Source organism: Arcicella sp. LKC2W, from assembly GCF_034931005.1.
Taxonomy (GTDB): domain Bacteria; phylum Bacteroidota; class Bacteroidia; order Cytophagales; family Spirosomataceae; genus Arcicella.
This window is the reverse complement of record NZ_JAYGIN010000019.1, coordinates 144265-166403: the sequence shown is the minus strand read 5'-3', so window position 1 is coordinate 166403 and position 22139 is coordinate 144265. Positions and strand designations below refer to the sequence as shown.

The window sequence follows — 22139 nt, the reverse complement described above, 5'->3', positions numbered from 1 at the left end:
TTGAATTCTGAAAGGCTTTTTTATGGAATCTGTAATACTATTCTTTTTTCTTCTCGACCTGAGTAACTTTAACACCGTTTGTTGGTGTTGTCAAAATCAAATCAGTCATCAAACGTTCCGTTTCTTTCAAATAAGTATCTTTTTCGTGCTTCTCTTTTAATGCCTTAACTTTGGCTTGAGCTATACTTGTAGAGTCTGTTGCAGGTTTTACCGTTTCTTTTGTCTCAACAGGCTTCACTTCTCCCGCTAAATCGTCGGCTGGGTCAATGATATTTTTCTTCTTTTGGTCTTCAATTTCCTTACGACGTTTATCTTCTTGTAATGAAATTGATTTTTTCTCTTTCGCTTTTTTATAGTTTTCTATCTCTGCTAAAAGTTTTTTCAAATCAGTTTCTATTTTCAAACGCTCTTGATATTTCCCACGTAAGAAACTTACTTCTTTTTCAGTAATATTATTGGTTGGATTATATCTTGTTGTAGGAATCATATCCCAAGGCAAAGCACTTGGTTGAGAACTTTCACCAAACTCAGAAGCACTGAAAGATGAAGGCAATTCAATATCAGGAGTTACGCCTTTGTGTTGGGTGCTACTTCCTGTGATACGGTAAAATTTCTCCATCGTAATTTTCAATTGTCCAACACCTTCTGGCTCACCTTTCAAGAATCGCTCTAAGTCAATTAAACTCTGAACTGTCCCTTTGCCATAAGTTTGCTCACCAACTACTAAACCACGCTTATAGTCTTGAATCGCACCTGCAAAAATTTCAGAAGCTGAGGCTGAAAAGCGGTTTACTAATACCGAAACTGGGCCATCATAAGTAACAGAAGGGTCACGGTCATATTCTGCTGAAATCTCACCATCTGCTTGTTTACGTTGCACCACAGGGCCTTGTGTAATGAAAAGACCTGTTAAATTAACTGCTTCTGTTAAAGAACCTCCGCCGTTATTTCTCAAATCGATAATTACGCCATCAACTTTATCAGCTTTCAATTCATTCAAATAACGTTTTACGTCCGAAGTTGTACTTTTAAAACCTTGTTCACCAGTTCTTGCCCCTTCAAAGTCACGATAAAATAATGGAATAGTGATTAAACCATATTTGTATTCTTTCCCGTCACGATTGAAGTTTAAAACTTCTTTTTTGGCAGTTCCTTCTTCTAATTTAATTTTTTCACGAACCAAACGAACCTCTTTAGGAACAGAACCTGTTGGTGCATCTGCTGAAAGTATTTTTAGACGAACAACCGTATTTTTAGCACCCTTGATTAGTTTAACTGCGTCATCAGTAAACCAGCCAACAATGTCTTGATAGGGTTTGTCGTCACCTTGAGCAACAGCTACAATTCTATCTTTAGGATTTAATTGTTTACTTCTAAATGCAGGGCCACCTACTATTAAATCTACAATTTGTACATAATCACCTTCATTTCTCAAAGTTGCACCAATTCCTTCAAAAGATTGAGACATCTCTTGATTGAAAGTTGAGGCAGTTTTAGGAATAAAGTAAGTGGTGTGTGGGTCAACGCTTTCGGTAAAAGAATTCATGAATTGTTGAAAAACATCTTCACTTTTTGTTTTATCAAAATATTTTTCCGAACGTTTATAACGCTCTTTTAAGTCTTTTAGGGCAGTTGTATCAGCCTTACCACTAATTTTCCAGTCTAACAAAGTGCTTTTTACAGCCTTTCTCCAGAGGTCATCCAAATCTGCCGAAGACTTTGCCCAAGATGCTTTTTCACGGTCAGGCGTATAAGTTTCGTCAACTTTGAAATTCATAGGTTTATTCAACAATGAAGTAACAAATGCGAATCTTTCTTTTGCTCTTTTTCGATAAACATTATAGATTTGATACGCTGCCGTTAAATCACCATCTTTCAATTGGTCATCTAATTCATAGCGAAATTTATCAAAATCTTCAACGTCTTGAGCCGTGAAATTCATTTTATTGAAATCTAATTCTTTGACATAATTATCCAAAATTTTAGAAGATAACGAGTCATTTAAAGGCACTCTACGGTAGTGATACTGCCCAAGAATTTCTGTAACCAAATTTTCTACTTTTTTTTGGGTAGCCGTTGGTTGCAAATCATCTGCGGCGAATTGATATGCCGTAAGAGTTTGATTTTCAGTGTTATGTGAAAAAGATTTCAGACCAAAGAACGCTAACAGCGATATTGGTAAGAGCAAAAGCAAGTATTTTGTCATATTGTTTCTCATCTTTTTTTAGTATTAACTTTAAGTATTAGGTATTATGTACTAAGTATTAAGAATAAACAGGAGCGATTTTGCTCGTTTAGTGTTGGTTTAATTGTTAGTGATGAAGTATGTTTATTATCTCAAAAACTAACTAATCTTAAACCAGTTTTACCGAATGCTTAATACTTGAGACCTACTACTTAATACTCAAAGTTTACTACTTCTCTACTATTTCTCAATTCCTAATAATTCTACTTCAAATACAAGTGCTGAATATGGTTTGATAGTTGGGCCACTACCACGTGGGCCATACGCAAGAGCTTGTGGAATAAATAATTTCCATTTTGAACCTACTGGCATTAATTGAAGAGCTTCAACCCATCCTGGAATTACACCTGTTACTGGAAATGTAATTGGTTCGCCTCTTTGTACTGAGCTATCAAATACAGTTCCATCAATTAAAGTCCCGTGATAATGTGTTTTTACTTTATCTGATGATGCTGGTTTTGGACCATCACCTGCTTTGATAATTTGGTATTGTAATCCACTTGGTAACGTAACAATGCCTTCTTTCGTTTTGTTATCAGCTAAAAATTTTTCTCCTGCCAAACGGTTCGGTTCAAAAGCTTTAGATTGTTCACGTTGCATATACTTCTGAATCAGGTTATTAGCTTGCATATCGCTAATCGGTGTTTTTTCACCTTTCATGACTTCGTTAAAACCTTTTTGTAATAACTCTGCGTTGATTTCAATATTTTGAGATTTGAAATTTTGAGCTACTAATACGCCAAGACCATAACTTGCAGAGTCTTTCAAAGTTGTTAATGATGCCGACGAAGTTGTTGGAACAGTCACATTTACTGATTTAGTTACAACTTTGGTAGCAGGTTTATTAGCGGGTGTTTTTTTTGTTTGAGCATTTACAAAAAATGGTGTCAAGGCAACGCCTGTACAAAGTAATAGATTTTTTAATTTCATTTGTAATGTTGAATAATGATGAGGAATAAAATGTGTTTGTCTTCAATTAAGGGTTTGACAAACACATTTAAAGATAAGAACGAATATTGAGCTTACAAAATTATTCTATACCAACGGTTTTATTGATAAACAAAAACGGTCTAACAAATAAATGTTAGACCGTTTAAATATTTACGCTAAATACTTATCATTTTGGATTTTTAACTGGTGCTGATGCCGCATCTGGCTTGTTGTAAGCCAATTCGTTATCTGGCACGTCAAAATAATCTAAGTAGTTATAATTGATTGTTGCTTTTGTGTTTAGTACAGCCGCTTTATCAATAATGACAGCGTTTGTTCTTCCATTTTCAAGAACGCCCCAACGTCTCGCATCATAGAAAGATAAACCTCTCCATGCACAAGTTACACGTCTTTCACGTCTGAATTCTTCTTTAGCAGCATCCAAAGATAAACCTGTTCCTGCGGTGGCAGCAAGACCAGCACCTTGAGAAGTACGCACAGCATCAATGATTTTTAAAGCATCTTCTTGCTTGTTTAGATAAAGATTTGCTTCTGCTTTCATTAATTCATTTTCTTCATAATTACCTGCAATGGCAAGTTCATAAAGTCCTTCTGATTGCGTTCCGTAAACAACTACGCCTGCCATTCCTTTACCACCGTCTATAAGAGCATAACGAGTATTAAAGGCATTTCCACGACCAGCATCACCTACCCAAGTGGCAGTAAGGGTGAAGTTGTTTTGAAAACGTTTGTCTTCAGGTTTGAATTCCTGAACAAGTCTTTCACTTAATTTATAGGTATTCTGACCTGCTTTTGCTGAAAGTGTTTTCGCAATTACTGAACCTGCCGAAGCAGACATAAAGTCATTATCTCCAGCACCACCAGAACGGCTTGTGAAAATTAAATCTGTTGATTTTACCCCATTATTTGCTAATTCCAAGATTGATGTCCATTGAGCAGCAGTCATTGATTTGGTTGGTGTATTAACCAAAATATTTCTTGCTTTCAAGGTGTTAATATTACGAACCCACATATCTGGAGCTAAAATTCCACCTTTTCCTTTTTGACAATAATCTGGTATTAAACCACCTAAAATCGCTCTATAATCAGCCGTAGCAGTTAAACCTCCTAAAATAGTTGCTGCTTTATCAAGATTTGCGTTAGCTTCTTTGATAATATCTTCTTTTGTAACGTATTTGTTGTTTGTTGTTCCTGTTGTATTATTGATAAGTCCTGCGTAGTACATTGAACCAATGCGAGAATAGGCAAATCCTTTCCACCAATAACACCATGCTTTTAATACGTTTGTTTTTACTGCTGCATCCCCTGTGAACTTAACACTTTCAACTACATCCAAAATAGTATTGCAGGCATTGTTTAGTGAATACATATACGCCCACTCAAAATAGGTTGGGTTTGCACCTGCATTAGAGTTGATATTTACTGAACGTAAAAAAGGAATTTGTTGACTTGGATTACTTGGGTTTAACACTTTTGTGCCATTGTCTAATGTTACCATGTCTGGACATCCAATTTGATTGGCAAATTGGTTAGCTGCTTCCATTCCTACAACGTCAGCCATGATTTCATGAAAACCGATAGCTCCAGCCCAAAAACGACCATTTACACCATCAAAGTATTTTAAATCACGAAAGCCATTTCCATACACCCCGCCCAAGCCTAAAGATATAATTCCTGATTCAGTTGCCGCACTTTGAGGGGTAGGAGCGTTTGGATTTTTAATGTCCAATTGGTCTTGACAAGATGCGAGCGAAAATACGGCACAACTCATCAAAATATATTTTTTTATTTTGTTCATTTCCTTAATGTTTTGATTATCTATTTATTTAGAAATATCAATTATAATACTGACAATAACTTTTAATTTCAATTCTACTGAATGTGTGAATTTTAGAATCCGAAATTAAGTCCAACTTGGTAAGAACGTAAGTTAGGCATAGTGTTGTGGTCTGTACCTCTATCCCATGCAGAGTTGTTTGTTCCTGAACTTACTTCAGGGTCAAACCCTGTATATTTTGTAAATGTCAACAAGTTGCGACCTGAAAGTACCAATTGTAATTTCTTGAATGTTTTGATATTGAATGCTTTTGCTAAATCAATGCCGATTGAAATATTTCTTAAACGAACAAATGAAGCATCTTCATAGAAATAATCCTTTGTGCCATTTGCCTGACGCTGAGCATAAACTCCACGATAGAAGGCAGTCCAAGCACCTGTTTGACCATTAACTGTAAGTTCTTTTTCGTAATCTGCATGAATACCGTCACGATACATCCATTGTTTAGTTTGGTTGTAAATATGACTTCCTTGCACCCAGTCAATTTGGAATCCTACATTGATGTATCCTTTATAGGTAAAATCATTGATGAATGACATATTGAAGTCAGGATTTGGGTCGCCAAAACTATATCTTCCAGCAGTGAAATAAGGCTGTTTTGTCGTTTTATTTACAACATAACCATTACTTGCTACCTCGTAAAGTGATTGTTGATTTTCTGGTATTTCAAGTGTTCCATCAGGTTTTTTCCAAGCTAAATCAGTTAAATATTTGAATCCATATAATTGACCTACTTTTTCACCTGCTCTCAACACATAATTTGTACTACCTGCACTTGAGATAATGACAATTTCACCATTTCCAGAAACTGAATTGATTTGAGACGTTTGTTTACTGAAGTTGATAGTAGTATTCCATGTGAAATCTTGGCTCTTAAACGCCATAGCACTAATTTGAGCTTGTATACCACTTGAACCAATGCCGAATGCGTTTGTCTTGATTGTACCAGCACCTGTTGATGGAGCTGCATCTACGTTCCAGATTGCTCCTTCTGTATCACGTTTCCAGTATGTTGCAGATAAACGAATGTCATTTAATACATTTACATTTTTTGACAAATTCAATGATAAATCTGTACCAATTTCTAATTCTTTCGAAACCTCAACATTCAAGTCTGGATTGGCTTGGGCAGTTGGAAGATAAAAAGCACCGATTGAACCCACATTACGTGTTCCAAGCGTGATATATCTATCAAATGGTCTTGGTTGAATACCCGCTTCACCATAAGCAGCTCTTAATTTGAATTCGCTCAAAGTATTAGCAATGGCACTACTTTTCCAGAAATCCAACGAAGAAAGTCTTACATAAGCATCCCCACGTGGAAACGTAAATGGTTTTGAACCTGCACCAAAAGCTGAAGAGTAGTCAGTACGAAATCCACCCGATACTCCTGCTATTTCACCATATTCTATTCTTTGATTGACAACATATCCATAAGTAACGAAAGGTTCAACATAAGTACCTAAGGGTGCATTGGTAGTTCCTGAGTTAGTCCATGCACGTACTAATGTTGTATTTCCTTGAGCTGGAGTAAACGGTGTGTACGGAGGTAAACCTAATTGATACGTTACATATTGGTCATTGGTTTGCTTACGCCAGTCAAATGCTAATTGTGTTGAAGTTGTAATAGGAAGACTTAAATTAAAGTCTTTCATAAAGTCAGTACGAATAGTAGCAGTTGCTAAAAAGTTTTGTGCATTTTTAGTGATACTGAAGTTATCAATTTCACCTTTTTTATCAGAACCATAGTTAGATAAATAATAATTAGATGGTAAAGCTGCAATATTCGGATTGGCTGCTTGATACCCATAGGTCAAAATATCTTCATCTCTTTGAAAGTTTACACCATATTTTGCATCTAACTCTACAAATTTATTCAATTCATAGTTCAAACTTAAATTTTGAATAACATCAATTTTATTGCCGTTATGACCTAAATATTGCTGATAGAAATTTGGGTTAAAACCATTGACACCAGCAGCATCACCTACATATCCTGCAAAATCTCCATTAGATAAAGTCTGTCCATAATTTGCGAATGGACGAGTATTATTGATGGCAAATAAAATATTTCTATCTGTTGACTTAATTGTATTCTTTGTATAAACTAATTGAGTAATAGAACGAAACTTTAATTTTGGAGCAATTTCGGCACCAATATTGGCAGTAAGGTTTGTTCTTTTAAAATCTCCATTATTGGTTACGTTACTTCCTTGATAGTTGTTTGAAAGCGAAAAGGCAAAGTCAAACTTATCTTTACCTCCCGAAATAGAAAGGCTGTTATTCACTGTATTTGCAGGAACAAAAAACGAATTGAAATGGTCATAATACTTTAAGTTTGCATTGTATTGCTTGCTTGTTGTACTGTTGACATCCAATGGGTTATAAATAACATTTCCATTATATAGACCAGTTACAGGGTCTTGTACTAAAATTGGATTTCCCGTCCCTGCACTCAATACATTATTATTTGCATCAGTACCAAAAGCGTGTAATTGAGCTTTTCTAACTCCACCAATGTTCAAGTATGAATTTTGAGAAACACTTGATGAAAAATCAATGTTTAACTGTCCGCTTTTACCTTTTTTGGTAAATAATTGGATTACTCCGTTTGCACCCTGAGCACCATAAATAGTAGCAGATGCAGCACCTTGAACAACCTCAATTCTGTCGATAACACTCAGGTCAATTGAGTTTAAATCAGTTGATGCCACCTGAATACCATCAATCATAATCATTGGAGTCGTTCCACGGTTGATGGTGTTGATACCACGAAGTACAATGTTAGTTGCAGCACCTGGAGTTCCGTTACTACTTGTAATTTGAGCACCTGCAATTTTACCAACCAATGCTTGGTCAATAGAAGCTGTTGGAGCTTGTGGAAGACTTTTTGAAGAAATTGATTCTACGGCAAAGGCTAATTTTGCTTTATTGGTAGCAACACCAACACCCGTTACTACAATTTCAGAAAGTTGTCTAATATCAGTTCCCATTTTTACGTTTACAACCGATTGGCTACCCACAGAAACTTCTTCAGAGTTCATCCCAATAAATGAAAATTGTAATTTTGCATCACCATTTGGAATAGAAATAGAATAATTTCCTGAAGCATCAGTTTGTGAACCTTGGTTGGTGTTCTTCACACGCACGGTTACACCTGGAAGACCCGAGCCGTCCTCGGCTGAGGTTACTTTACCGCTTACTTTTCTGTCTTGTGCGAATACAGTCACACAAAAAGTTAAAGCAATAAGCAAAGTCATAAGTAAGTGTTTCTTCATGTACTATTGTTTAATTTTGGTTGAAAATTTGTTTAATGAAATTAATTTTAAATAATTGTAAAAATATAATTTTTCAGCTAAACAAACAAAGAAATTACCCGAAACTTCTTTTGAGTTGTCTTAAAAAAATGCCTTTTTGTAGGTGAAAATACGGAATTTATAGAATATAATTTTGTTCTTTCTTGAAAGTGCCATTTTTTTTGTATCAAAATTATCTTACGCATAGATACAAAATTCCAAAGATTATACTTGTATTATATTAGATTGAAGACACTTATTAGAATAATATTTTATAGGAAGGGTGATACTGAATAGCTTTCTGACATACTATTGACAGGAATTAAACATCATTTAAGTTCCATTTTTTGAAAAATTGTATTATTCTCATAGTTAGTGTACGAATATTCTGCTATGCGAATATTTATTTGTCATTTGGTATGTTTGTTTAAAACTGAGGCTCATTTTAACGAAAAAAGGCGAGTCTGTTATGACTCGCCTTTTCCAATAAATAAAATTAAAAACTACTATTGATAGCCTTCGTTTTGAACTAAGTTTTTGTTCGCATCAATTTCTCTTAATGGAATTGGGAATATTAACTTTGGAGAATCGAAAGCCCAAGTTTGGGTTGCAGTACCATTTCTTTTTGAAATAGTCTGTTTGTTACGTTTAATATCATGAATCCAATGACCTTCAAAAGCTAATTCCAGTCTTCTTTCTTTCAAGATTGTTGCCAAGTCAACAGTTGTGAAAAGTTTTGCTCCAACTCTGTCTCTTAATCTGTTAATGTCAGCCAATGGCGTTGTTCCAATTGGTGTACCACCTGCACGTAAATTCCCTTCTGCACGGGTTAAATACATTTCTGCCAAACGAATTAATGGAATATTAGCTACTTGAACAGCCCATTTTGCCGTATAAATATCGCCTGATTCATAGAAGAAAAGTCCTCGGTCATCAGAAACATCATAAGCATTTAGGTGTTGTTCATTGATAATAATATCTCCACGACCGCCTTGCGATGTTGAACCAAAGAATGTATTGTAACTGTTTACATAATCTTGGTCAGTAGCTTGAGCTGCAAAAATATCTTCGGTCGTGTTTGTTTTGTTATTGAATACATCGAAGAAACTCGCATTGAGGGTATAATTACCAGAAGCAATAACTCTATGAGCAGCCTGACGAGCACCTTCGTAATTTCCTTGCATTAAATATACTCTGGATAATAATGCTGCTGCTGTATATTTATCAGCAAAGAAGCCATTTCCTGCAGGAAGTAATGATTCTGCACTTGTTAAATCAGCAATCACTGCTTGATAAACTTCGGCAACTGTATTACGTTTTACAAAGTTTGTTTCAGTGATAATTGTCGTGGGCGTTGTTAAAATTGGCACTCCTAAATTTGAAGTAGGCGTTCCGTCTAAATATGTTTTTGCATATTGTCTGACTAATTCAAAATGCATCCATGCTCTAATTAATTTAGCTTCACCTTCAATTCTTGATTTTTTTGCTGTTTCAACTACAGCTAAATTAGCCAATACATTGTTGGTAATATTGATAGTACGATAACTATCTAACCAAGTCGTTTGTGCTTGATTGTTGTCTTTCAATAAACTTTTAGAGAAAACTTCACCTGGGGCAACGAAAGTACCTTGCCATTCAATGTCTCCATTGTCGGCAATAAGTTCTGCATCACGTTGTAAATTTCCGCCTAAAACGTCAGCATCTGTCATTGAATCATAAGCACCTGTTAAAAGTGCTTCAACGTCTGATGATGTTTTCACCGCAGATATTGCGTCAACATCATCAATTGGATTCACATCTAATTTGTCAGCACAACTTGTCAGCATTAAACTGAAAGCTACTGCGAATATGAGTTTATTATTTATCTTCATTTTATAAAATGTCTTTGTTGAATGTTTTAATTCTTGTGAAATAATGATTATTAGAATCCAAGATTTAAACCTACTGTGATTGTTTTAGGTTGTGGAGCTGAGTAGAAGTCATTTCCAGCGGCAACACCAGTTAAGTAGTCTGTATTAACTTCTGGGTCCCAACCTGTATATTTTGTAAATGTCAATAGATTGTTTGCGGTAGCATAAACTCTCAATTTTGACAATTTCAACTTATCTGTGATAGTTTTAGGAAAATTATAGCCAAGTGTTACTGTTTTTAAACGAGTATAACTTGCATCTGATAAATAACGAGATGATTCAGCAGTACCATTTCCACCTACATAACGTGCTTGAGGAACAGTGGTAATGTCTCCTGGTTTTTGCCAACGAGCCAATTGGTCAATAGTTTGGTTGTCATAGAAGTCTCCATTGGCTGACATAAATTTACCAGCACCGTTATAAACATCATTTCCATAAACGCCTTGGAAAGTAATGCTCAAATCAATTCCTTTATAATTGAAATCATTAGTAAAACCGCCAATCCATTTCGGGTTAGGATTACCAATTGGTACATTTGCTGCAAGGTTTACATCATTTGTCGTTGTTTTATCTAATGAACCATCTGCTTTGGTTGTGTTCAAATAATATAAAGCATCTCCATTGGCAGGGTCAACACCAGCATATTCAGGTCCAACAAAAACACTTAATGGTTGTCCTTCTACCGCACGGTTCAAGTAGCCTCCTGTGATAACTTGTCCTTGAAGATTCAAGATTTTATTGGTATTTGTTGCCGCATTAATTGATGCTCTCCAAGTTAAATCTCCAAATTTATTATCTGTTTTTAAAACAAACTCCCATCCTTTATTTTCTAACTCTCCAACATTTTTCAATTGAGTCCCAAAACCACTTGTTCCAGGAATATTTACGTTTAACAATAAATCAGTTGTATTTTTTGAATAATAATCAACTTCTGCAGAAATTCGGTTGTTGAAGAAACCAATTTCAAAACCGATATCAGTTTGAGCAGTTTTCTCCCATTTCAAATCTGGATTTGACAATTGAAAAGGTGTTTGTCCAGGAATACTTGCATAACCTGCTGAATTATTAGCAGAATTTAATGCTGAGAAAAGTCCGACACTCGCAAAGTTATCAATTTCAGCATTACCTGTATAACCATAACTTGCACGCAATTTTAAGAAACTAACTTGACGAATATCTTTCAAGAAGTTTTCTTCTGAAAGAATCCAACCAGCCGAAGCTGATGGGAAGAATCCATAACGATTGTTTGCTCCAAAACGAGATGAACCATCAACACGACCACTTAATCCAATTAAATATTTATTGTCGAATTTGTAATTAACTCTTGAAAAATATGACAAGAAACTAAATGTTCTTTCAAATGAGTTTGCATCAGCTTTAGTTGCTCCTGAAGATATAGTCTTATAAATATCACTTGGGTAGTTACGACTTGTAGCATCAATAGCAGTTCTTTTTGACTGTTGGTAACTCATACCTGCAACAACGTTTAAATCATGCTTTTGGTCAAATATTTTTCCAAAAGTGAAAAAATTGTTAGTGTTGTAATTGAAGATATTGATGTTTCTTTTAAAACCTTCGCCATTTGCTTGTCCTGAGTTTCTTTTTGTTTTCTTTCCATAATATTCGTCATCATTTCTGAACGACATATCAAAACCATACTCAGTACGGAATGAAAGACTCGGGACAATATTCCATTGTGCGTAAACATTACCAAGTGTACGGTATGTCTCGGTAGTGTTGCTTGCATAAGAAATATTCATCAAAGGATTATAATACTGTGTTACATCTGCGTCATTATAAGTATCAGTATAGTCGCCTGTACGTGGGTCAATTACTGGTGACAATGGAGCTAAAGCAATAATTTGCATTGGCGTAGAGAAAGCGTTATCATTTGCTAAACGAGTATTTAGCGTACGTGCAATGCTGGCATTCACCCCAATACTTAAATTATCAGTAGCTTTGTGGTCAAGATTGACACGGCTACTGATACGCTCGAATGAGTTTTTCACCAGAATACCTTCTTGTTTGCTGTAAGAACCCGATGCGTAAAACTTAGTTTTGTCAGTACCACCGTTAATGTTGAGGTCAAATTGATTGATGTTACCTTTTCTCAAAACTTGGTCTTCCCAGTTTGTGTTGGTATAATTAGGAGAGGCTGGATTTTCCCATCTTGCTCTTTCGCCGAGTGCATAACGAGTAAAACGTGTTTCGCCACCTGCTAATGAGAAACCTGCATTGGCACGTGCTTCTTTGAATAATTCTACATATTGAGCAGTATTCAAAAATTCACGACGACCTGTTGCTTCACTCATACCCGTAAAATAACTCACATTAAAGTTTGTTTTGCCCGATTTACCACGCTTAGTCGTCAATAAAACAACACCATTTGAACCTCTTGCTCCATAAATAGCAGCAGCAGAAGCATCTTTTAATATTTCGATAGACTCAATATCATTGAAGTTGATGTCTGCCATTGGGTTTGGTGTATCTGCTCTTGAACCAGCAGCGGTTGTAGTCATTGGAATACCATCAATAACATAAAGTGGGTCATTTCCAGCTGAAACAGAAGATGAGCCACGAATACGCATTTTGATACCTTGACCAACTTTACCATTTCCTGATTCAACGAAAACACCTGCTGCTCTACCTTGAATCGCTTGTTCAGTTGTTAATACAGGTAAGTTTTCGATGGTCTTAGCACTAATTTGTGCAACGTTACCTGTTAAGTTTGTCTTCTTTTGAGTACCGTAACCAACTACTACTACTTCACCCAAAGAATTTTCACTTTCAGATAAAGCAACATTAATAGTGCTTTGTCCTACAATCTCTACGGTTTTTGAATAAAAACCAACCGAACGAAATTCAATAGAACTTTTACCTGATGGAATATTTATCGCATAACTACCTGTTGCATCAGTAGATGTTCCTTTACTTGTGCCTTTTATTTGTACACTCACTCCTGGAAGCGGTGAGCCATCTCCTGCAGACACCACTTTTCCTGTAATTCGGCGGTCTTGAGCAATCATACTCAATGAACAGCCCAAAAACATGATTAAACTGAATAATAAACGTTTGTTCATGAAAGTTTGGTTTTTTGTTGAAAATTAAAATAGACTAAATGAAAAGCTGAATTTTGAAGAAAAAATTGCTTTTTGATAAAAAATAGGATTGCGTTTTAATCACAAATGAGTATTTTTTTGTGAAAAATATCTTTCAAAGTTATATACTCTTCTTTGTAATGCCAAAAATGGATTGCTAAAGTGTATATCTGAGATTTTTAAATTTAGCTTAATTTATGTTGATAAGTGGGCGGACAGGTTCAACTCTTTGGCAAATTCATAGCCTGCTTTAAAAATTTCGCTTGATTTTCGAATATCATAAGGGTCAAAAAATTTGAGAGCGGGTGGTTCAATCAAAAGATTACATTGTGCTAATCTGCTTTTTGAATTGTTATTTATGGCTAAAAATAATGCTTTTGGAACAATTGTCGCCATTGATTTTGGCGTATTTTGCATTCCATAAGGATTGCAATGACTTCCAATGATATAATCAAATTTTCCCAACAACGGTTCAATCGGCATATTGTTTAATACACCGCCATCTATCAAAGTAACTTCATTATGTACAATTGGTTCAAATAATCCAGGAATACAACAGGATGCCATGACGGGTTTTAATAACTCACCTGTGGAAAAATAAATACTTTCACCAGCATATAAATCTGTTGCATTAACAGTGAGCGGAATTTTGAGATGTTCAAATGAATTATGGGGAATGTACTTTAAATAAGCCTCTTCAACTTTTTGCATTCGGACCAATCCAGACCTACTCCAAGCGGGACGCATTGCCTTCAAAGTATTACTGGAAACTACAATTTCAAAAATATGGTCGGGCGAATATCCCGCCGCAAACATAGCCCCTACAATTGCTCCTGCACTGCATCCTGAAATTCCCGAAATTGTTATGTTTTTTTCTTGCAAAGCCTTTAGAATACCTAAATGAGCAATTCCTCTTGCTCCACCTCCCGATAGCACTATCCCGATTTTCATGTGTTAGACTTGATTATTTGTTGATGACAATCTATTCAATGCAGCTTGAATTTTCCTGTTTATTAGGTAATTTACACAAAAAAATAATTTAAAAAATAAATTCAATGATTTTACATTCGATAGATTCTGGCTACTTCAAATTGGATGGAGGAGCAATGTTTGGTGTTGTTCCGAAATCGTTTTGGCAAAAATCTATTCCTGCTGATGTTAACAATCTCTGTTCTTGGGCGATGCGTTGTTTGCTCATTGAAGATGGAAATCAGTTAATTTTGGTGGATACAGGAATGGGTGACAAACAAGATGCTAAATGGCAAGGATACTATTATAGACATGGCGATGGTGAATTGGTAAAATCAATCCGAGCGAAAGGGTATTCTGAAAATGATGTTACCGATGTAATTTTGAGCCATTTACATTTTGACCATTGTGGAGGTGCTGTAAAATGGAACTCTGACCATACTAAATTTGAAATGACCTTTCCGAATGCCCGTTATTGGTCGCATTCTGAGCATTTTGAAGCTGCCCTGAACCCAAATCCAAGAGAAAAAGCTACTTTTTTTAAAGATAATATTTTGCCGATTCAAGAAGCTAATCAGTTATTTTTTATTGATAAAGTTGCAGAAAAGCCTTTTGCAAATATTGAAACTCTCACGGCTGATGGGCATACCGAAAAAATGTTGATGCCAAAAATTTCGTTCAATAACAAGGAAATATTATTTATTGCCGACACCATTCCGTCGCACGCTCATATTCCTGTGCCTTATGTGATGGGCTATGATATTCGTCCATTACAAACGATGATTGAGAAGGAGGAGTTATTGAAACAAGCGAGTGAAAAAGAGTGGATTGTCTTTTTTGACCATGACCCATTCTATGACTGTGCAACTATCTCAAAAACGGAAAAAGGTTTTGTCTTAGCCGCTAAAGGAAGTTTATCAGAATTTGTTTAATACTTTCTTTTTTTCCAAAACTTCCAATTTCTACCTTCTATTTTTTCATAAAAACAAGCATTTGGTAGCGTTGGAGGTTTATTAAATATTGGTACAGATAAACCAAAATATAGGTCTGTACCACGTGGACGGCTGATATTTAGAAAACTCCCTAAATTGTCTGTTCCAAAAAATACTGGACCAAATCTTCCTGCCAATCCGAAAGTTAGAACGCTGTAATTATCCAAAACCGCAAAAGGCATGGCAACTTCAACCCATTTTCCTTCCCAACGGGGTGTAACTGATAAAGAAGATGGCATCTTCATTCCAATTGAAGTTGAACCTCTAAGTCCTTGTACCCATAAACTATTTACGTAGAAATTATTTCTAACATGATAATCAAGATTGATTTGAAGAGCAGTTGGTAGCCCAGCCGTGAAATTATTAACGCTGTTTGCATCGTTTGAGCCAATTTTCTGATTGATTCGATTGAAGGCATCGTCAGAGCCTTTAACTTTACTAACATCAGTAGAATTGAATTCTATATTATTGATGTCCACATCCCAATTTCGAACGTAATTAGAATTGTTGTAACCGATTCCGCCAATATCCAAAAGTGAAACGCCAATCTTGTATTCGTATTTATTTTTACTTTGGTCCCATTTTCTTACGCCTTTTTCTCGATACGAAAATTTACGTGTTTCAGGTCTATATTCATAAACAATTCCTAAATCAATGCCCCATCCACTGCCCGCAGACTGATTGCCAAATCCCCAATCCCATGAAGCATTTGCATTTGTGTATGCTCCCTCCAAAGTATTTCCATAATTGGCTTTTAGATGATTTATCCGCACTATTTGTTTTTTAGAGTCAGTCGGGTCGTTGAAAATACTATAATCTGCCTCCTCAATATTGACGTGAGCATTATAAATACCTACAACTCTTTTAATTGTAATACCTACTTTTACAAAATCTTCATCATCATCTTGTAAAACTCTACTGTAACTTAATCCTAATTCAGCATAGCTATTAACATTTAAGGTGCTTTCGGCAATCTTGAAGTTTTGATTTTTTACTAATAAGGTGTCTGTTCCCAAACGAATTAGATTTGCCAAACCTAATGAAGCTCCTGAAAAATTAATTGCAGTTCTGATTCGAGTTAATAAACCAATGGCACTTTTGTTATTTAGCGTATATAAAAACGAAGGACCTCTGAGGTCATCTAATATATTTGCATGATAAGCGTCACTATTTTCATTGATGTCATAATATATATTTTTGAAAACAATTACATTCTTAGTATTTCGATATTCTTGAGCAGCCGTATTTGTGAGCAATTGTAAAATAGAATATGGAGCATTCCAACCGACATAATTATTGGAAATAAAAATATCGTTTGCTACTAAGTTTATATACAATTTATATCTTGAATCTGAAAGATTGGCAGGATTATTATACACAGCATTAGTACCTGCATAATTACTTCCTGAAATTCCGAGCCATTGTTGGGCGAAGAGATTATTGGAGTAAAATATGAGGATGAAAAAGAAAACTGTAATCTGTGTTTTTAATTGGGCTGTACTCACGTGAGATTATTATGATAAGAGGTATTAAACAAATAGATTTTAAATATCTGAACAACAGTTTATTAGCTTATTGAAAGACTATTGAACACATAAACAGCTACAAATATAATCTTTATACGAATTAAATTAGGAGCTTATTATTCAAACATCTAAAAAAGTATAATTCAATTAGATAAACTGGTTATATTTTTTATTGAAAAAATCCTATTAATAAAAAATCAATTATTTTAACCATAATTTTTTATTAAATTCATTAGAAACATCATTTTAAAACAATAAATTTGCAACTTGCTTAAATCAATTATGCAAAAGTTTGAAAACCAAAATATAATTGGTAATTAGCGAAAATATGATTTAATTATTCTTCATTAAGGTATAATTAAAGAATAAAATTTGGTATTAAACATAATTTATAAATATCCCTAATATTTGTTTTTGATTCACTGAGTCAGAACTTTTAACAGTATGAAAAGAATTGCAGTATTTACTTCAGGCGGAGATGCACCGGGTATGAACGCCGCCATCAGAGCTGTTGTAAGAGGTGGACTTCATCATGGAGTCGAGATTTTTGGAATTATAAGAGGTTATAACGGCATGATTAAAGGTGATATTATCCCTTTAAACTCACAGTCGGTAAGTAATATCATTCAAAGAGGAGGTACAATCCTTAAATCTGCTCGTAGTAAGGAGTTTATGACTCCAGAAGGACGCAAAAAAGGATATGACCAATTGAAGTCTCATGGAATTGAGGGTTTGGTGGCTATTGGTGGTAACGGTACTTTTACAGGTGCTGAGATTTTCTTTAATGAATTTCAAATTCCAACGGTAGGAGCTCCTGGAACGATTGATAACGACCTTTTTGGAACAGATTATACCATTGGTTATGATACCGCTGTGAATACAGCTTTAGATGCCATTGATAAAATTAGAGATACGGCGGATTCACATGATAGAATTTTCTTTATTGAAGTAATGGGGCGTGATTCTGGATATATTGCCGTTCAATCAGGGATTTCTGGAGGAGCTGAATCAATTTTGATTCCAGAAGAAAGACAAACCATTGAAGATGTTGTAAGAACTTTAAAGGCTGGTTTTGAGAAAAAGAAATCATCGTCGATTGTGGTCGTTGCTGAAGGTGACGAAGAAGGTCATGCAGCAATTATTGCAGAAAGAATTAAAAATACTATTGATGTGCCTGTTGACATTCGTGTAACTAACTTAGGACACATTCAGAGAGGTGGTCGCCCAAGTGCTTATGATAGAATATTGGCGAGCCGTTTGGGTTTAGGTGCTTTGGAAGGTCTTTTGGCAGGACATAAAAACGAAATGGCTGGTATTGTCAATGACCAATTGGTTTACACACCTTTCCATGATACCATTACAAAAAAGAAAGAAATTAATCCAGATTTATTAAGACTTTCTGGTATTTTGAGTAAATAAAATGAGTAACACAGGCTTTTGTCTGAATTTTATCTGTACAGACCAAAGTCTGTGTTACTGAATCAACAATATCCCAAAATCTTATAAGTTATATATCCCAATAATTCATGGATGAGCATATAATTATCGTAAAGGTTTGACTCTCTGGGAATTATTAAATCATCCAACGTCCAACTTTTTGCTTTAGATTTATAGGCAGTTGGAAATGTAGTAACTTTTAAGCCAGCTTTTAAAAAACAACCTTCTGCTCGTCTGATATGAAAAGCAGAAGTGAAAAGTAAATATTTTGTCCCAAGTTTAGGATTTTTCTTTAAAACTTCTGCCGTAAAAAGTCCATTTTCACGAGTATTTCTTGCTTTTCTTTCCAAAATAATATCCTCTTTATTCACGCCTAATTCTTCAAGAAGCTGAGCAACTTTTAAGGTTTCGTCCGACACATCTTCGTGCATTACTACTAAATCAGTATTTCCTCCCGTAATTAATATTTTCTTCAATTTACCCATTTTATAAAGCCTTAAGGGTTGAATAAAACGGTCGGCTGTTTTGTCTGTAAGTATTTGACTTTCAGTTGATAATTTATTTGTAATCATCCCTCCAGTAAGAATAATGCCCACATCATAAGTTGTCGTGATTGTGTTTGGTGAAATAGGAGGGACTTCCCACCAAAGAAGACCCTCATTTGAAATAAAACCGTTGCCCAATAATAAAATCAATGCGAAAGTGATTTGTACACTTCTTTTTTTGTGTTTGGAATTTTTGGAGAATAAGGCAAATAATAAACAAATGGAGATTAATGACAGAGGCATTAGAAGGTAAAAAAGGACTTTTGATAGAAAATAAAACATTGTAAAATTTGTATTTGGGGTTTGATTTTCAGTTATGGTCTTGTTCCCTTAACTTTGGTACATATTTTGGTTTAATTAATACATAAAAGTAGGATAATTTCGTTGAAGAACATTATCAGTTATCACCCTTATTTCCTGAAATATTTAAAACAACATGAAAATTTCATTTAAAATTTTATCAATTTCCTTACTTACCATTTTTTCAAATGTTTCTTTCGGACAAACGAAAGAAGGTTTTTCTATCAAAGGAAAAATTAAAGGAATTAAAGACACAACCGTTTTCTTGGCTCACTATTTTGGGTACAATCAGCAAGTGATAAAAGATACGGCTCAGGTGGATTCTCAAGGGAGTTTTCACTTTGTTGGGGACAAAAATTTACCCGAAGGTCTTTATCTAATTTCGCTTCCTAAAGGTAAATACATGGATGTAATTGTAGGCAATCAAGATTTTTCTTTTGAGACTGATACCACAAATTTGATAACTAAAATGAAAGTTACAGGTTCAAAAGAGAATGAAACTTTTTTTAAGTTTCAGCAAGATATGGCCACTAAATTTGATGAGTTGAAGGTTTTAGAAATGGAGCGAAAAATGAATAATTCATTGTTGGTGGCTGGAAAAATCAAACGCATACAAGCAGAAGTTGCTCAGTTTCAGAAAGATTGGTTGAAAAACACTGAAGGAACTTTTGTTAATAAACTTATCAAGGCTTCTCAAGAACCTGAAATTCCTCCCTTTGGTAAACCTATGATTACTAAAGCAGATACGACAGCTTTTTATCAATATCAGTTCAATTATTATAAAACTCACTTTTGGGATAATTTTGATTTGACTGATGACAGATTTATTAGAACGCCTTTTTTACAAAAGAAATTAGAACGTTATTTTAATGATTTAACGGTGCAGACTTCAGACTCAATAGCGAAGGAAACGGATAGAGTTTTGGCACGAGCAAAAGGTCGGGATATTCGTAGATATATGATTTATAAGATTGCAAGCACTTATGAGAACCCCAAAATTTTAGGTACTGATGGGGCTTTTGTTCACATTGCGGAGAATTATTATGTCGGAGAACCAACGTTGTGGGATACATCGACCGTGAGAAAAATGAAGGAAAGAGTGACGGTATTAAAACCACTTTTAATAGGGAAAACGCTACCCGATATGTTTTTGACAGATACTTTAGGGAAAGAAATCGTAATTCCGAAAATTGATGCCGATTATACTATTTTGTTTATTTATGACCCAGACTGCGGACATTGCCGTGAGTCAGCTCCTAAATTAGCCAAGGCATATCAAGGTTTAAAAACAAAAAATGTAAAAGTCATTGCTGCTTCAATTGACCGAACTCCTGTAAAATGGAAAAAATTTATTCAAGAGTTCAAATTACAAGATATTATGCATGGAATTGATATTCATAAAAACCCTCAGACAGGTAAGGAAGAATATTATACTGATTTTAAAAATGGTTTTGATATTTATGCAACTCCTGTAGTTTATGTGTTGGATAAAGATAAGAAAATTATTGCTAAACGCCTTCCAGTGGAGCAATTAGAGGATTTTATTGACTTTCACCGTAACCAGACACTTCGTGAGAAAGTGAAAATTGGCAAATAATTTCGTCGAAAATTACCCGTAAAAATGTTTAAAAAAGTATTAATTACCCTAAGTTGTTTAATAATTTCATTTTTAACCTTTTCTCAAGGATATAAAATTGAAGGTAGAATTCGTGGATTAAAGGATTCAACTTGTTACTTGACGTATTATTTTGAAAATCAGAATTTTGTTCAAGATTCATCAGTTGTAAGTTCCGACGGTACAATTTCTTTTAAAGGTGATAAACCTCTGAAAGGTGGTATGTACAACGTGATGATTGGTCATTGGCAGAGCTTTGATATTTTGGTTTCTGAACAGAAATTCTTTTTTGAAGCCAATGCAAATGATATTTTCAATACACTGAAATTTACTAATTCTCGTGAGAATGACCTGTTTTATAGCTATCAGCAGAAGACTTTTAAGGATGCCAAAAAGATAGAAGAGTTAGCCAAAAAAGCTGATGCCAATTCAACCAATGAGTTGTATGCTTTGCAAGTAGAATCAGCTTTGTACAAAAAGAAGTTTATCAAGGCTTTTGAAGGAACTTTCGCTTCCAATATTATCAAGTCAAATTTGGCTTTGGATATTCCGCCAGCTCCAAAATTGGCAAATGGTACGGAAGATTCACTTTGGGGAAATAAGTTTTTTGTAGAACATTTCTTCGATAATATTAATCTGTCTGATGACCGTTTGGTGCAAACGCCATTTTTGTATCAACCCGTAAAATATTATTTTGACCAATTAGAATTTTTACCAAATGATTCACTGATTGTTTTGACGGATAAATTTTTGAGTAAATCTCGGAAAACGTCACCCATGCGAAAGTATTTGGTGAGTAAATTGGCGAACCATTTTGAGACAAGCAAAGTATTGGGAAGAGACGCTATTTTTGTTCATATTTTGCAAAAATATTACCTAAACGACCCTTTGCTTTGGGATAGTACAACGGTAAGATTAGTGAAAGAAAGAGTAAGGTATTTGAAACCTCTATTGATTGGAAGTAAAATTCCGAATTTGAAAGCGACTGACATAAATAACAAAGAACAAGCACTTTATGAAGTAAAATCTGCTTACACAGTTTTATATATTTATGCAGCTGATTGTGGGCATTGTAAGAATTTTACACCACAATTAGTAAAGTTTATTCAAGAAAATAAACAGAAAAATATAACGGTTTTTGCCCCAATATTTGGGAATAACGTTGAAACTTGGAAAGAGTTTATCAAAGAATATAGTTCTGAAACTTTTATTAATGTAATGGATAAAATGGGAAAAATTAATTTGTATCAAGAGTTTGATGCTCAGTTTACACCAACTATTTACATTTTAGATAAAGACAAAAAAATTATTGGAAAAGGAAATATGAATATCGAAACGATGAAAGAAATTATTTTTCAATAAGATAAAATAGCACACGGATTAAACTGGTTTGATACGAATGATACATTTTTAGTATA

General features: G+C 34.6%; 13 protein-coding genes. 4 read left to right on the top strand and 9 right to left on the bottom strand.

What is annotated here, in order from left to right; all coding sequences use genetic code 11:
• Window positions 1-37: 37 nt before the first annotated feature.
• From VB796_RS16410 to VB796_RS16380, 7 genes are all read right to left on the bottom strand, one after another.
• Window positions 38-2206: a carboxy terminal-processing peptidase gene (locus VB796_RS16410; RefSeq protein WP_323347652.1), complete on the bottom strand. Its 2169-nt coding sequence runs from the start codon at window positions 2204-2206 to the stop codon at window positions 38-40.
• Window positions 2207-2425: 219 nt separating this feature from the next.
• Window positions 2426-3175, bottom strand: coding sequence for an FKBP-type peptidyl-prolyl cis-trans isomerase (locus VB796_RS16405; protein WP_323347651.1), 750 nt, complete (start codon window positions 3173-3175; stop codon window positions 2426-2428).
• A gap of 187 nt (window positions 3176-3362) precedes the next feature.
• The gene (locus VB796_RS16400; RefSeq protein ID WP_323347650.1) at window positions 3363-4994 is read right to left on the bottom strand and encodes a RagB/SusD family nutrient uptake outer membrane protein; all 1632 of its coding nucleotides are present in this window, start codon (window positions 4992-4994) and stop codon (window positions 3363-3365) included.
• 92 nt (window positions 4995-5086) lie between these two features.
• Window positions 5087-8311 (bottom strand): SusC/RagA family TonB-linked outer membrane protein, encoded by a 3225-nt coding sequence (locus tag VB796_RS16395; RefSeq protein WP_323347649.1) that lies wholly within the window; start codon window positions 8309-8311, stop codon window positions 5087-5089.
• 524 nt (window positions 8312-8835) lie between these two features.
• Entirely contained in the window at window positions 8836-10200 is a 1365-nt protein-coding gene (locus VB796_RS16390) for a RagB/SusD family nutrient uptake outer membrane protein (protein ID WP_323347648.1), read from the bottom strand.
• A 50-nt stretch (window positions 10201-10250) separates the two neighbouring features.
• Complete coding sequence (locus VB796_RS16385; RefSeq protein ID WP_323347647.1) at window positions 10251-13319, bottom strand: TonB-dependent receptor; 3069 nt, start codon at window positions 13317-13319, stop codon at window positions 10251-10253.
• Window positions 13320-13532: 213 nt separating this feature from the next.
• Window positions 13533-14288, bottom strand: coding sequence for a patatin-like phospholipase family protein (locus VB796_RS16380; RefSeq protein ID WP_323347646.1), 756 nt, complete (start codon window positions 14286-14288; stop codon window positions 13533-13535).
• A 104-nt stretch (window positions 14289-14392) separates the two neighbouring features.
• Here VB796_RS16380 and VB796_RS16375 point away from each other — a divergent pair, with 104 nt between their 5' ends.
• On the top strand, window positions 14393-15238 hold the full coding sequence (locus tag VB796_RS16375) for an MBL fold metallo-hydrolase (RefSeq protein WP_323347645.1): 846 nt from the start codon (window positions 14393-14395) through the stop codon (window positions 15236-15238).
• Here VB796_RS16375 and VB796_RS16370 read toward each other — a convergent pair.
• Window positions 15235-16803, bottom strand: coding sequence for a DUF5723 family protein (locus VB796_RS16370; RefSeq protein ID WP_323347644.1), 1569 nt, complete (start codon window positions 16801-16803; stop codon window positions 15235-15237). The two genes, VB796_RS16375 and VB796_RS16370, sit on opposite strands and share 4 nt — an antisense overlap.
• Window positions 16804-17268: 465 nt before the next feature.
• Here VB796_RS16370 and pfkA point away from each other — a divergent pair, with 465 nt between their 5' ends.
• A complete protein-coding gene (gene pfkA / locus VB796_RS16365; RefSeq protein WP_323347643.1) occupies window positions 17269-18243 on the top strand; it encodes a 6-phosphofructokinase in 975 nt (324 codons plus the stop codon).
• Window positions 18244-18305: 62 nt separating this feature from the next.
• Here pfkA and VB796_RS16360 read toward each other — a convergent pair whose 3' ends face one another.
• Window positions 18306-18956, bottom strand: coding sequence for a YdcF family protein (locus VB796_RS16360; protein ID WP_323347642.1), 651 nt, complete (start codon window positions 18954-18956; stop codon window positions 18306-18308).
• A 286-nt stretch (window positions 18957-19242) separates the two neighbouring features.
• Between VB796_RS16360 and VB796_RS16355 the strand changes: the two genes are divergently transcribed.
• A complete protein-coding gene (locus VB796_RS16355) occupies window positions 19243-20703 on the top strand; it encodes a DUF4369 domain-containing protein (RefSeq protein ID WP_323347641.1) in 1461 nt (486 codons plus the stop codon).
• A gap of 24 nt (window positions 20704-20727) precedes the next feature.
• The gene (locus VB796_RS16350) at window positions 20728-22083 is read left to right on the top strand and encodes a redoxin domain-containing protein (protein WP_323347640.1); all 1356 of its coding nucleotides are present in this window, start codon (window positions 20728-20730) and stop codon (window positions 22081-22083) included.
• The last annotated feature ends 56 nt before the right edge of the window (window positions 22084-22139 follow it).